Here is a 13,034-nt window from a genome sequence, read left to right on the forward strand (position 1 = left end):
GGATTCCGATGTGGACCGTGGTGGCAGGGGAATCGCCGTGGACAAGTACACGGGAGGGCAGGTGACGGAAGCGCCACGGCTTTGTTCAGACCCGTGGCTTGCGTTCATCTTGATGGCGCGTTGTTGCGCGGGTGGGCGCGCGTTGGAGAAGGGCGCGCATCGACTGCTTGACTCTTGACCTTGATCAATGGTCTAGACTTGTCCGCATGGATACCCAAGCTCCCTCCCTGACCATCGGTGCCGTCGCCAGGCGCGTCGGCGTGGCGATCGACACGATCCGTTATTACGAGCGCGAAGGCCTGCTGCCCGAACCCGAACGGCGCGCTTCCGGCTATCGCAGTTACGGCGAGGCCACGGTGGCGCAGCTGCGCTTCATCCGCCGTGCCAAGGATCTCGGCTTCACGCTGGAGGAGATCCGCGAATTGCTGGCGCTGTCGGCGGATCGCCAGCGCGGGGTGAAGGCGGTGAAGCGGCGGGCGGAAAAGCGGCTGGCGGCCATCGAGCAGCGCATCGCCGAACTGCAGCGCGTGCGCGATGGACTGGCGCAACTGGTGGCCTCGTGCCCCGGACACGGCAAGCCGGAGCAGTGTCCGATCCTGCGCGCGCTGAGCGACGACAAGGTGGCGGCATGAACGCGCAGGCGTGCTGGCACGACAGCGATAACACGCCTTCGACGGCGACCGACCCGGTCTGCGGCATGACGGTTGATCCGGGCACGTCGAGGCATCAGTCCGTGCACGACGGGCAGACCTTCCATTTCTGCTGCGGTGGCTGCAAGGCGAAGTTCGAGGCGGAGCCGGCGCGCTATCTGGTCGCGACTGCCACGCACGAGCATGACCACGCCGCGCACGGTGATGCGCATGGCGCACACCTGGTGAAGGACCCGGTCTGCGGCATGAGCGTGGACCCGCACACCGCGCAGCACCGCGCCGAACACGACGGTCATCCGTACCACTTCTGCTCCGCGCGCTGCCGCGAGAAGTTCGTGGCCGATCCGGCCGCGTACCTGGGCGAACGCCAGCCCGCGCCGGCCGCGCCAGCCGGCACGGTCTACACCTGCCCGATGCATCCGGAAGTGCAGCAGGTCGGCCCCGGCCATTGCTCGAAATGCGGCATGGCGCTGGAGCCGATGATGCCCTCGCTGGACGAGGACGATGGCGGCGAACTGCGGGCGATGACGCGGCGTTTCTGGTGGCTGGTGGCGCTGACCTTGCCGGTGTTTGCGCTGGCGATGGGGCCGCATCTGTTCGGCTGGCATCTGCCCGCGCCGTGGGATGGCGTGGCCGCGTGGGGCGAGGCGGTGCTGGCCAGCGTGGTGGTGCTGTGGGGCGGCGCGCCGTTCTTCGTGCGCGGCTGGCGCTCGCTGAAGCCGTGGTCGCCGAACATGTACACGCTGATCGCGCTGGGTACCGGCGTGGCGTGGTTGTACAGCGCGGTGGCGTTCGCGCTGCTGGGAATCTTCCCCGACGGCTTCCGCGACATGCATGGCCGCGTCGCGGTGTACTTCGAATCGGCGGCGGTGATCGTTACCCTGGTCACGCTGGGCGATTTCCTGGAACTGCGCGCGCGGCGGCGCACCGGGGCGGCGCTCAAGGCGTTGCTGGGGCTGGCGCCGAAGACCGCGCGGCGGATCGCCGCCGATGGCAGCGAGGCCGATGTGCCGCTGGAGCAAGTGCAGGCCGGCGACGTGCTGCGCGTTCGCCCCGGCGAGAAGGTGCCGGTCGATGGTGTGGTGATCGACGGCCAGAGCCACGTCGACGAATCGATGCTCACCGGCGAACCGATGCCGGTGGTCAAGGCGAAGGATGATGCGGTCACCGGCGGCACCGTGAACCAGGATGGCGTGCTGACCATGCGCGCGCAGAAAGTCGGCGGCGAAACCCTGCTGGCGCAGATCGTGGCGCTGGTGGCGGCCGCCCAGCGCAGCCGCGCGCCGTTGCAGCGCGTGGCCGACAAGGTCGCCGCGTGGTTCGTGCCGGCGGTGGTCGTGGCGGCCGTGCTGGCCTTCGCCGTGTGGGCGATGACGGGGCCGGAACCGCGCCTGGCGCATGCGCTGATCGCCGCGGTGTCGGTGCTGATCATCGCCTGTCCGTGCGCGCTGGGCCTGGCCACGCCGATCTCGATCATGGTCGCCAGCGGGCGTGGCGCGCAGCACGGCGTGCTGTTCAAGGACGCCGGCGCGATCGAATCCCTGCGCGACATCGACACCCTGGTGGTGGACAAGACCGGCACGCTGACCGAGGGCAAGCCGGCACTGACCGAACTGGTGGTCCTCGGCAACCAGCCACGCGAACACTTGCTGGCGTTGGCCGCCGCGCTGGAGCGGCCGAGCGAGCATCCGCTGGCCCGCGCGATCGCCACTGCCGCCGATGCCGAAGGTGTGGCGGTACTGGCGGCCACGGAATTCCGCTCGCTGACCGGCATGGGCGTCAGCGCGATGGTGGATGGCAGCACGGTGGCGCTGGGCAATGCCAGGCTGATGGCCGAGTCGCGTGCCGCCATCAGCGACGCTGCCAACGCTCGCGCGGGGCAACTGCGTCAACACGGCGCCACGGTAATGTTCCTCGCCGTCGACGGCACCCTCGCCGCGCTGCTGGCGGTGGCCGACCGCATCAAGCCTGACACCCCCGCGGCCATCCAGGCACTGCACGCGGCCGGCCTGCGCATCGTGATGCTCACCGGCGACAACGCCACCACCGCGCAGTCGGTGGCGCGCACGCTGGGCATCGATGAGGTGCATGCGGACGTCTCGCCGGCCGACAAGGCCGCCGTGGTGAACCGGCTCAAGGCCGAAGGCCGCCGCGTGGCGATGGCCGGCGACGGCATCAACGACGCGCTGGCGCTGGCCGCTTCCGATGTCGGCATCGCGATGGGCGGCGGCACCGACGTGGCGATGGAGAGCGCTTCGGTGACCCTGGTGAGGGGTGAGCTGGGCGCGATCGTGCGGGCGCGCAAGCTGTCGCAGGCCACCGTGGGCAACATCCACCAGAACCTGTTCTTCGCCTTCGTTTACAACGCGGTGGGCGTGCCGCTGGCTGCCGGCGTGCTGTATCCGTGGTTGGGTATCACGCTGTCGCCGATGATCGCGGCGCTGGCGATGAGCCTCAGCTCGGTGTCGGTGGTCAGCAATGCCTTGCGGCTGCGGCGCGCACCGCTGTGAGGCCTGCGTCGTGACGATTGTCACCGGCGATGCTTGACGGTGGCGACTGTGGCCGGTGGCGTGTCCGTTCGATCATGCTCCCGCACCACGGTGGTGCCGGAGAGCATCCATGAACGTCATACCCGAAACCCGCGGCACGCTCGACAGATACCTGCCCCTGCTGCTCGGCCTGATGGCTGCGCTGTTTGTGGGCAGGGCGCTGAGGAAGACCTTGTGGAGCGCGTTCGCCCTGTACATGGCCTTGCACTACAGCGGCATTCGTCCGTTTGGCTGAGCGTTGCCCTAGACTTCGTGCCTACCGTTCGCGCACCGGCGCGGACGCAGCCACTCCCCAGCACAAAGTCACCGCATGAGCCGCACACTCGCCGAATGGCTGGCGTACCAGGAACGCGTCAACGTCCACAGCATCGAGCTGGGCCTCGAACGGGTCCGCGAGGTGTGGCAGCGGATGGGCGCACCGGCGCCGGCGCGACAGGTGATCACCGTCGCCGGCACCAATGGCAAGGGTTCCACGGTGGCCTTGCTGGAGGCGATGCTTCGCGCCGCGGGCCGCCGCGTGGGGGCATTCACCTCGCCACACCTGCTTGCTTACAACGAGCGCGTGCGCATCGACGGGGCGGATGCCGATGATGCGGTGCTGATCGCCTCGTTCGAGCGCATCGAGGCGGCGCGGGGCAGCATCCCGCTGACCTATTTCGAGTTCGGCACGCTGGCCGCGCTGGACCTGTTCGCGCGGGCCGGGCTCGACGTGGCCGTGCTGGAAGTGGGGCTGGGCGGACGGCTGGATGCGGTCAACATCATCGACGCCGACGCGGCGATCATCACCACGATCGACCTGGACCACATGGACTGGCTCGGCCCGGATCGCGACAGCATCGGCCGCGAGAAGGCCGGCATCGCGCGGGCCGGGCGCCCGGCGATCGTGGGCGAGCTGGACCCGCCAGCGGGTCTGCTCGCCGCACTGGAAGCCTGCGGCGCCCGGGTCGAGCGGGCCGGCATCGATTTCAGCGTCGAGCGCCATGCGGACGGCTGGCGCTGGCGCCACCGCGACGGCAGTGCGATGGAACTGCCCGATCCGGCCCTATCCGCACCGGTGCAGTACGCGAACGCGGCGGCGGCGATTGCCGCGCTGCACGCGCTGGGCGACGAGAGGCTGACGCCCAGCGCGTTCTTTGCCGCGATCAGCGTGGGCCTGCACGAGGTGCGGGTGCCGGCGCGACTGCAGCTGATCAGCGGCGAGGTTCCGATCATGGTGGATGTCGGGCACAACCCGCAGGCCGCCCGCGCCCTGGCCGAATGGCTGGACGCGCGACCGTCGAGCACAGTGCGTGCCGTCTACGGCGCGCTCGCCGACAAGGATGCCGCGGGGGTGATCGCGGCGCTCGGCGACCGTGTCGATCACTGGCACCTGGCCGGACTGGACCAGGACAGTGCGCGCGGCATGAGCGTCGACGCGCTGGGCACCATCCTGCGACAGACCCTGCCGCAGGCCTCGTGCACGACGCACCCCAACGTGGCGGCGGCGTTGCAGGCGGCGCGTGCCGCCGCGAAAGCGGGCGACTGCATTCTCGCGTTCGGCTCGTTTTTCGTGGCCACTGCGGTGCTGGCTGAACACGCGGCCATGGCGGGCGGCGTCGACGCCGGATGACCGTTGCCCGCGGCAGGTATAATCGCCGTGTTGTGCACTGCCTTTGCCGTCCTGGAGCGATAACTTGAAAACACGCCTGCTGGGAGCCGCCGTCCTGATTGCCTTGGCGGTTCTGTTCGTGCCGATGTTCTTTTCCAGTACGCCGCCAGCCCCCGGTGGCGACCAAGCCGTCAACCTGGCGATTCCGCCGGCACCCGATCGCGACCTGCAGACCCGCACCATGAGCCTTGCGCCCGACGCCGCCAGTGCCTCGGGCACGGTGGCGCCACCGGCCGAAACCGTCACGCCCGGATCGGGTGACCGGCTGGCCACGGTGAACATCGGCTCCAGCCGTCCGCGCGACGTGGAGACCGATCCGCAGGCCGGTCAGGCGCCGCCGCCGACCACGGTGACCATCGGCTCGGGCGCGTCGCCCAGCCAGCCGGTGATTCCGCAGCGGGACAAGCCGACGGCGACGACCCCGCCGGTGGCGAGCAAGCCGCCCGCTTCCGTCGAACCGGCCAAGCCGGTGGCGGTCAGCCCGAAGCCCGCGCCGACACCTGTCGCGGTCGGTCGTGGCAACTACACGCTCAACCTCAGTGCCTATGCCAGCGCCGCCGGCGCGGCCAGCCTCGAACGTCGCGTGCGCGCCCTGGGCTATCCGGTCAGCGGCCAGACGATCACCCAGGCGGGCAAGCCGCGCACCCTGGTCACCGCCGGCCCGTTCGAAACGCGTGCCGCGGCCGAGGCGGCCCGGCTGAAGATCACCCAGTCGATTCCCGGCGTGCCGGCGCGGCTGGAACAGGACGCCAGCCGCGACAGCGCGCCGGCCAGCGCACCCGTGGCCCACGAGTCCGCCAGGGCCGGTGGCTGGGCGGTCCAGCTGGCGGCGATCAGCGCCCAGGCCGACGCGATCGCGCTGCGCGACAAGCTGCGCGCGAACGGTTTCGACAGCTTCGTCGATTCGGTGCAGGCCAGCGGCAAGCAGTTGTGGCGCGTGCGGGCCGGCCCGCAGACCCAGCGCAGCGACGCGCAGCGCGTGCACGACCAGATCAAGGCGAAGCTGGGCATCGACGGCAACGTCGTCCCGGTGCCCTGAGTTCAGCGGCAAGCTGGCGAACCCATGAACTGGACCGACTACATCATCCTTGGCGTGCTGGCCCTGTCCGTCCTGGTCGGGCTGTGGCGCGGGCTGGTTTCCGAGGTGCTGGCGCTGGTGATCTGGATCGCCGCGTTCTGGGTGGCGTGGAGCTTCGGCCCGGCGGTGGCCCGACATTTCGAGCACGTGATCGAGCTGCCCTCGGCGCGGATCATCGTGGGTTACGGCCTGTGCTTCGTCGCCGTGCTGATTCTGGGTGCGCTGCTGCGCTTCGTGATCAGCCGGTTGGTCGAAAGCACCGGCCTGTCCGGTACCGACCGTCTGCTCGGCATGCTGTTCGGCCTGGTGCGGGGCGTGCTGCTGGTGACCCTGCTGGTATTCCTGATCGGCTTCACCGCGTTCACCCGCGATCCATGGTGGCAGCAGTCCGTGCTGCTGCCCCAGTTCCAGCACGTGGCCGCATGGCTGGGCCAGCAGGTGCCGCCCGGCGTGCGCGATTACATCCACCCGCCGGCCGTGCTCGATCGCCTGTCCGGCTTGCCCGCGACCCTGCCTGCCTCCATATCCGGCGCGTCACCCGCGCCAGCGGCGACCTCCATCCATCCGGCATCGCCGGCCGCAGCCAGCTCGGCTGCGCCGCCCCGGAATTTCTGAACACATCTCCCGAAGCAGGCAACAATCATGTGCGGAATCATCGGCATTGTCGGTACCACCGAAGTGGCATCGGCGCTTTATGACGGACTGACGGTGCTGCAGCACCGCGGCCAGGACGCCGCCGGCATCGCCACCGTGGACGGCTCGCGGCTGCGCCTGCACAAGGGCAACGGCCTGGTCCGCGACGTGTTCGGCCAGAGCGCGATGGCGGGCCTGCGCGGGCGCATCGGCATCGGTCACTGCCGTTACCCCACCGCCGGCTCCGAAGGTTCGGCCGAGGCGCAGCCGTTCTACGTGAATTCGCCCTACGGCATCGCGTTTGCCCACAACGGCAACCTGGTCAACACCGACGCACTGCGCCGCGAGATGTTCGAGGGCGATCGCCGCCACATCAACACCGAATCCGACTCCGAGGTGCTGCTGAACGTGCTGGCGCACGAGCTGCAGATCCAGGACCGCATGGCGTTGACCCCGGACCACATCTTCAAGGCGGTGGCCGGCGTGCATGCGCGGGCCCGCGGCGGCTATGCCTGCATCGCGCTGCTGCTGGGCTACGGCCTGATCGCGTTCCGCGACCCCAACGGCATCCGCCCGCTGGTGCTGGGCGAGCGGATCACCGGCGAAGGCCGTGAATACGCGGTGGCCTCGGAGTCGGTGGCGCTGGACATCCTGGGCTTCAAGCGCATCCGCGACGTGGCGCCGGGCGAGGCGGTGATCATCACCGACGACGGCCAGTTGCACAGTCGCCGCTGCGCCGAGGGCGCGACGCATACGCCGTGCATCTTCGAATACGTGTACCTGGCGCGGCCCGACTCGATGATCGAGGACGTCTCGGTGTACAAGGCGCGCCTGCGCATGGGCGAGAAGCTGGCCGAGAAGATCCTGCGCCTGCGCCCGGACCACGGCATCGACGCGGTGATCCCGATTCCCGACACCGCGCGCACCGCGGCCAGCGCGCTGGCCGGCGCGCTGGGCGTGCCGTTCCGCGAGGGCTTCGTCAAGAACCGCTACATCGGCCGCACCTTCATCATGCCGGGGCAGGGCGAGCGGGTGAAATCGGTGCGCCGCAAGCTCAACGCGATCGACCTGGAGTTCCGCAAGAAGAACGTACTGCTGGTGGACGACTCGATCGTGCGCGGCACCACCTCGAAGCAGATCATCCAGATGGCCCGCGACGCCGGCGCCAAAAACGTCTACTTCGCCTCCGCCGCGCCGCCGGTGCGTTACCCGAACGTCTACGGCATCGACATGCCGTCCACCTCGGAGCTGGTCGCCGCCGGGCATACCGAGCAGGAAGTGGAGCACGTGCTGGGCGCCGACTGGCTGATCTACCAGGACCTGAAGGACCTGATCTGGGCGGTGCAGGACGGCAACGAGAACCTGCAGCAGTTCGACACCTCCTGCTTCTCGGGCGAGTACATCACCGGACTCGACCAGCGTTACCTGGAGCAGATCGAAATGCTGCGCTCGGACGACGCCAAGGCGGCACGGCGCGTCGTCTGAATCCGTGCCTCGTGACTGATCTCCATGCTGCTGCCAGGCGCTGCCTCGACGCCACCGACCCGGCCGAGAAGCTGCGCCTGACCCACGAGACCTGGCAGGCCTTTCTCGCCGGCGAGTTGCGCGCCGATCCCGACTCGCCGCCACCCGAGCCGATCGGCGCGCCCGGCCGCCCGGCGAAGCCGCGACTGGTCAATGCGCGCCAGGTGCCGCAGCGCGGGCTGGGCAGCGCCGAGGGGCGGGCCGCGCTGGTGCATGCGGTGGCGCACATCGAGTTCAACGCGATCAACCTGGCCTGGGACGCGGTCTACCGGTATCGCGACAAGCCGGCCGACTATTACCGCGACTGGGCCAGTTGCGCCCACGACGAGGCCCGGCACTTCGCCATGCTGTCGGCACGGCTGGCCGAGCTGGGCCATGCCTACGGCGACTTCGACGCGCACGACGGCCTGTGGGCGATGGCCGAGAAGACCGCCGCGCACGACACCGCCCGGATGGCGCTGGTGCCCCGCGTGCTGGAGGCGCGCGGACTGGATGTCACGCCGGGCATGATCGAGCGCCTGCGCAAGCTGGGCGACCAGCGCACGGTGGCGATCCTCGAGGTGATCCTGCGCGAGGAAGTGGCCCACGTCGCCGCCGGCACCCGCTGGTACCGGCACTGCTGCGAGCGCGACGGCGTCGATCCGATCGACACCTTCTTCGTCCTGCTGCGCGACTACATGGGCGCGACCCTGCGCGGCCCGTTCAACCGGCCGGCGCGACTGGAGGCGGGCTTCCTGGAAGAGGAACTGGACCGCCTGGCGGCGCTGTCGCCGATGCCGGGCTGAGCGGGCCGGCGGCGAGGCCAAATAGAAAAACCAGCCTGGGGCCGGCGGCGAGACCAAATAAAAAAGCCGGCCTGAGGCCGGCTTTTTCATCGAATTTTGGTCGGGGTGACAGGATTCGAACCTGCGACTTCTACGTCCCGAACGTAGCGCTCTACCAGGCTGAGCTACACCCCGTGGGAAGCCGCGTATCTTAATCGCGGATCGGGAGCTTGGCAACAGGTTTGCGCGATCGGCCTGGCGACGATGCTGGGGAAGGCTGCCGGCGTTCTGTTAATCTTGACGGCTGCCGTCGCGCGCCTTCGCGCGGCGGAATGTCCACCCCGTCAGTAGAGGATTCCATGGCGCTTACCCCGGCCCGCACCATGCCCGGCGTGCTCGAGCTGCTGCCGCTCGACCAGATCGCATTCCAGCGCATGCTCGACGTGATCCGCCGCAACTACGAGCGTTTCGGTTTCCTGGCCATCGAAACGCCGGTCATCGAGTTCTCCGACGTGCTGCTGACCAAGACCGGCGGCGAGACCGAGCGCCAGGTCTATTTCGTGCAGTCCACCGGCGCGCTCAACGCGGCCGGCAAGGTCGACGAAGGCATGCCGGAACTGGCGCTGCGCTTCGACCTCACCGTGCCGTTGGCGCGTTACGTGGCCGAGCACGAGCGTGACCTGAGCTTCCCGTTCCGTCGCTACCAGATGCAGAAGGTGTACCGCGGCGAGCGCGCCCAGCGCGGTCGCTTCCGCGAGTTCTACCAGTGCGACATCGACGTGATCGGCAAGGACTCGCTGTCGGTGCGCTACGACGCCGAGATTCCCGCGGTGATCCACAGCGTGTTCCGCGAGCTGGACATCGGTCCGTTCACCATCCACATGAACAACCGCAAGCTGATGCGTGGCTACTTCGAAAGCCTGGGCGTGCTCGACGCCGAGCAGCAGATGCTGGTGCTGCGCGAGGTGGACAAGCTGGACAAGCGCGGCGCCGACTACGTGCGCGACACGCTGACCGGCGCAGCCTTCGGCCTCGACCCCGAGGTGACGGCGAAGATCCTCGCCTTCGTGCAGGTGCGCTCCACCTCGCTGCAGGACGCGCTGGACAAGCTCGATGCGCTGGGCCCTGGCCCGGAGGCGATGGAGCAGGGCCGCGCCGAGCTGAAGGAGGTGCTGAACCTGATCCACGCGTTCGGCGTGCCCGAAAGCGCGTACGCGCTGAACCTGTCGATCGCCCGCGGCCTCGACTATTACACCGGCACGGTCTACGAAACGACATTGAACGACCACCCGCAGATCGGCTCGATCTGTTCCGGCGGTCGCTACGAGAACCTGGCCGGCCAGTACACCAAGTCGCACCTGCCCGGCGTGGGCATCTCGATCGGCCTGACCCGGCTGTACTGGCAGCTGCGCGACGCCGGCCTGATCGACACGGCCAAAAGCACGGTCGACGTGCTGGTGACCCAGATGGACGAGGCGCAGCTGCCCGCCTACCTGGCGCTGGCCGGCGAACTGCGCGGCGCCGGCATCGCCACCGAGGTGGTGCTGGAAGGCGGCAAGCTGGGCAAGCAGTTCAAGTACGCCGACCGCGCCGGCATCCGCTTCGTGATCGTGCTGGGCGAGGACGAAATCGCCAAGGGCATGGTCACGGTCAAGGACCTGCGCCGCGAGGACCAGTTCGAAGTGGCGCGCAGCGAGCTGATCAAGACGCTGCGCGTGGAGCTGGAGCAGGCCGCGGCGATGGGTTGATGGTGTTGCGGGTTGACGCAAAGCATCATCTTCCACAGCCGTCATTCCCGCGAAAGCGGGAATCCACCTTGGTGTTGCGACAAAGTCAAAATGGATTCCCGCTTTCGCGGGAATGAAGGCGAGAAAACGAACTTCACGGAGACATGGATGACTCCCAGGCAACCGGCCGTCTACATCATGGCCAGCGGCGAACGCGGCACGCTCTACATCGGCGTGACGGGAAACCTCAGGCTGCGTGTGTGGGAACACCGGGACGGTGTGGTTGAAGGTTTCACCAGGCGTTACGGCGTGAAGCAGCTGGGGTGGTTTGAGTTCCATCCCGACTTTCCGTCGGCGATCACGCGCGAGACGCAGCTCAAGCGGTGGAATCGCGCGTGGAAGCTGGAGTTGGTTGAAGCAGGCAATCCGCAGTGGCGGGATCTCTGGGAAGATTTGCTGTAGCACGGGCGCTCATCGTTATGAGTGTCCGGTAACGGAAAGTATGGATTTCCGCCTTCGCGGGAATGACGCAACAGATGCGGAGCATTTTTCAGTGAGCAAAACGATTCTTCTCGACGGCAGCAGCCTGACGCGTGCGCAGCTGGTGGCGGTGGCGCGGCAGGGGGCCTCGGTGGCGCTGGATCAGGCGCAGCTCGCACGCGTGCAGCGCGCCGCGGATTTCCTCGCCGAAAAGGTCAGCTGCGGGGAGCCGACCTACGGCGTCACCACCGGCTTCGGCAGCAACGCCGACAAGCTGCTGGGCGCGCACCGCGTGCGCGACGAGCTGCCGGCCAGCCACGCCGGCGCGCCCGAGGGCACGCTGATGGAGGAACTGCAGCACAACCTGATCATCACCCACGCGGTATGCGTGGGTAAGCCCTTTGGCGAGGACGTGGTGCGGGCGATGTTGCTGATCCGCATCAACACCTTGATGCGCGGGCATTCGGGCATCCGCGTCAGCACGCTCGAAGCGTTGACCGCGATGCTCAATGCCGGCGTGGTGCCGGTGGTGCCGGAGAAGGGTTCGGTGGGCGCCAGCGGCGACCTGGCGCCGTTGTCGCATCTGGCGATCGTGCTGCTGGGCGGCGGCGAGGCGTTCCATCGCGGCGAGCGGATGAGCGGTGGCGAGGCGCTGAAGCGCGCCGGACTCCAGCCGATCCGCCTGTCGTTCAAGGAAGGCCTGGCGCTGAACAACGGCACCGCGCAGATGCTGGCCACCGGCGCGCTGGCGCTGGACACGCTGGAGGCCTTGCTGGACACGGCCGACGTGGCGGCGGCGATGACCCTCGACGCGTTCGCCGGCCGCAGCGGCGCGCTGCGCCCGGAAGTGCACGCCTTGCGCCCGCATCCGGGCCAGGTGGACGTGGCGGCGCGCGTGCGCGAGCGGCTGGCCGGCTCGACCCTGCTCGACATTCCGTATCACCTGGTGCCGCGCTTCAAGTCGTGGACCGCCGAGGCGTGGAGCGAACCGGACGACCAGGCGCTCAGCTTCGACATCGGCTGGGATTGGGTGCCGGCCAACCAGCGCCACGGTCGCGAGGCGTTCTACAGCCGCTTCCTGCCGTTCAAGGGCGGCAAGAAGCACCAGCCGCAGGATGCCTACAGCCTGCGCTGCATGCCGCAGGTGCATGGCGCGGTGCGCGATGCGTGGGCGCAGGCGTGCCGGGTGTTCGACATCGAACTGAACGCGGTCACCGACAATCCGCTGATCTTCCCCGACAGCGACGACGCGCAGTTCATCGAGGAGCAGGTGATCTCGGCCGGCCATTTCCACGGCATGCCGCTGGCGCTGGCGATGAGCTACGTGAAGGCGGCGATCCCGGTGCTGGCGTCGATCTCCGAGCGCCGGCTCAACAAGCTGGTCGACCCGGCCACGAATGATGGTTTGCCGGCCTTTCTCACCGGCAACGAGGATGGCACCGATTCCGGTTTCATGATCGTGCAGTACACCGCGGCGGCGCTGGTCAACGACCTGGCCACCCGGGCGCATCCGGCCAGCGTGTATTCGGTGCCGACCAGCGCGAATGCCGAGGATCACGTCTCGATGGGCGCCAACGAGGCGCGCCACGTGCTGGAGATGATGGAGGACCTCGGCCACGTGCTGGCGCTGGAGCTGTACACCGCGGCGCAGGCGCTGGACTACCGCCAGGAGATGCTCAACGCGGCCCGCCGGCTGGCCACGCGCGGTGGCTGGCAGGCGCTGGCGGCGAAGATCGCCAACGCGCCGCGCGAAGACCAGCCGCACCACCCGCAGTTCGTCGCCGAGGTGCAGCAACTGGCCGCGGCACTGGCCGGCGCGGGCGACTTCCACGCCGGCGTCAGCGTGCGCGAAGCCCACGCGGTGCTGCGCGGGCAGATCGGTTTCATGCATCGCGACCGCGCGATGGACGGCGACATCCGCGCGGTCTGCGCACTCGTGCGGGATGGCGCGTTTCGCGCCGGCCACTGATTCGACTTTCCA

General features: G+C 68.7%; 11 protein-coding genes and 1 tRNA gene. 11 read left to right on the forward strand and 1 reads right to left on the reverse strand.

Going from position 1 to position 13,034, the window contains the following annotated elements:
* The first annotated feature begins 206 nt into the window (after window positions 1-206).
* The 8 genes from I6J77_RS07175 (at window position 207) to I6J77_RS07210 (ending at window position 8,867) form a co-directional block, all read left to right on the forward strand.
* Entirely contained in the window at window positions 207-632 is a 426-nt protein-coding gene (locus I6J77_RS07175) for a heavy metal-responsive transcriptional regulator (protein WP_204111110.1), read from the forward strand.
* The gene (locus tag I6J77_RS07180) at window positions 629-3,160 is read left to right on the forward strand and encodes a heavy metal translocating P-type ATPase (RefSeq protein ID WP_204111111.1); all 2,532 of its coding nucleotides are present in this window, start codon (window positions 629-631) and stop codon (window positions 3,158-3,160) included. The genes I6J77_RS07175 and I6J77_RS07180 overlap by 4 nt, the downstream gene beginning before the upstream one ends.
* A 109-nt stretch (window positions 3,161-3,269) precedes the next feature.
* Complete coding sequence (locus I6J77_RS07185; protein WP_193385045.1) at window positions 3,270-3,434, forward strand: hypothetical protein; 165 nt, start codon at window positions 3,270-3,272, stop codon at window positions 3,432-3,434.
* Window positions 3,435-3,509: 75 nt separating this feature from the next.
* Entirely contained in the window at window positions 3,510-4,808 is a 1,299-nt protein-coding gene (gene folC, locus I6J77_RS07190) for a bifunctional tetrahydrofolate synthase/dihydrofolate synthase (protein WP_204111112.1), read from the forward strand.
* A 64-nt stretch (window positions 4,809-4,872) separates the two neighbouring features.
* The gene (locus tag I6J77_RS07195) at window positions 4,873-5,886 is read left to right on the forward strand and encodes an SPOR domain-containing protein (protein WP_204111113.1); all 1,014 of its coding nucleotides are present in this window, start codon (window positions 4,873-4,875) and stop codon (window positions 5,884-5,886) included.
* Window positions 5,887-5,910: 24 nt separating this feature from the next.
* The gene (locus I6J77_RS07200; protein ID WP_056765879.1) at window positions 5,911-6,540 is read left to right on the forward strand and encodes a CvpA family protein; all 630 of its coding nucleotides are present in this window, start codon (window positions 5,911-5,913) and stop codon (window positions 6,538-6,540) included.
* A gap of 27 nt (window positions 6,541-6,567) precedes the next feature.
* Window positions 6,568-8,043: an amidophosphoribosyltransferase gene (gene purF / locus I6J77_RS07205; RefSeq protein ID WP_056765882.1), complete on the forward strand. Its 1,476-nt coding sequence runs from the start codon at window positions 6,568-6,570 to the stop codon at window positions 8,041-8,043.
* Window positions 8,044-8,054: 11 nt separating this feature from the next.
* Entirely contained in the window at window positions 8,055-8,867 is an 813-nt protein-coding gene (locus I6J77_RS07210) for a ferritin-like domain-containing protein (RefSeq protein ID WP_056718813.1), read from the forward strand.
* Between the two features lie 97 nt (window positions 8,868-8,964).
* Here I6J77_RS07210 and I6J77_RS07215 read toward each other — a convergent pair.
* Window positions 8,965-9,041 (reverse strand) — tRNA-Pro (locus I6J77_RS07215).
* A gap of 164 nt (window positions 9,042-9,205) precedes the next feature.
* Between I6J77_RS07215 and hisS the strand changes: the two genes are divergently transcribed.
* The 3 genes from hisS (at window position 9,206) to hutH (ending at window position 13,022) form a co-directional block, all read left to right on the forward strand.
* Window positions 9,206-10,594 carry a histidine--tRNA ligase gene (gene hisS, locus I6J77_RS07220; RefSeq protein ID WP_204111114.1) on the forward strand — a complete coding sequence of 463 codons (1,389 nt, stop codon included), beginning with the start codon at window positions 9,206-9,208 and terminating at the stop codon, window positions 10,592-10,594.
* Between the two features lie 90 nt (window positions 10,595-10,684).
* Window positions 10,685-11,035 (forward strand): GIY-YIG nuclease family protein, encoded by a 351-nt coding sequence (locus I6J77_RS07225; protein ID WP_239309220.1) that lies wholly within the window; start codon window positions 10,685-10,687, stop codon window positions 11,033-11,035.
* Between the two features lie 40 nt (window positions 11,036-11,075).
* The gene (hutH, locus tag I6J77_RS07230) at window positions 11,076-13,022 is read left to right on the forward strand and encodes a histidine ammonia-lyase (RefSeq protein WP_204111115.1); all 1,947 of its coding nucleotides are present in this window, start codon (window positions 11,076-11,078) and stop codon (window positions 13,020-13,022) included.
* The last annotated feature ends 12 nt before the right edge of the window (window positions 13,023-13,034 follow it).

It is taken from the genome of Rhodanobacter sp. FDAARGOS 1247, assembly GCF_016889805.1.
Lineage (GTDB): Bacteria > Pseudomonadota > Gammaproteobacteria > Xanthomonadales > Rhodanobacteraceae > Rhodanobacter.

Bases quoted from the DNA above. Each gene is read 5' to 3' on its own strand.
- I6J77_RS07175 (WP_204111110.1), top strand. From the start codon at position 207: ATGGATACCCAAGCTCCCTCCCTGACCATCGGTGCCGTCGCCAGGCGC.
- I6J77_RS07180 (WP_204111111.1), top strand. From the start codon at position 629: ATGAACGCGCAGGCGTGCTGGCACGACAGCGATAACACGCCTTCGACG.
- I6J77_RS07185 (WP_193385045.1), top strand. From the start codon at position 3,270: ATGAACGTCATACCCGAAACCCGCGGCACGCTCGACAGATACCTGCCC.
- folC (WP_204111112.1), top strand. From the start codon at position 3,510: ATGAGCCGCACACTCGCCGAATGGCTGGCGTACCAGGAACGCGTCAAC.
- I6J77_RS07200 (WP_056765879.1), top strand. From the start codon at position 5,911: ATGAACTGGACCGACTACATCATCCTTGGCGTGCTGGCCCTGTCCGTC.
- purF (WP_056765882.1), top strand. From the start codon at position 6,568: ATGTGCGGAATCATCGGCATTGTCGGTACCACCGAAGTGGCATCGGCG.
- hisS (WP_204111114.1), top strand. From the start codon at position 9,206: ATGGCGCTTACCCCGGCCCGCACCATGCCCGGCGTGCTCGAGCTGCTG.
- I6J77_RS07225 (WP_239309220.1), top strand. From the start codon at position 10,685: ATGGATTCCCGCTTTCGCGGGAATGAAGGCGAGAAAACGAACTTCACG.
- hutH (WP_204111115.1), top strand. From the start codon at position 11,076: ATGGATTTCCGCCTTCGCGGGAATGACGCAACAGATGCGGAGCATTTT.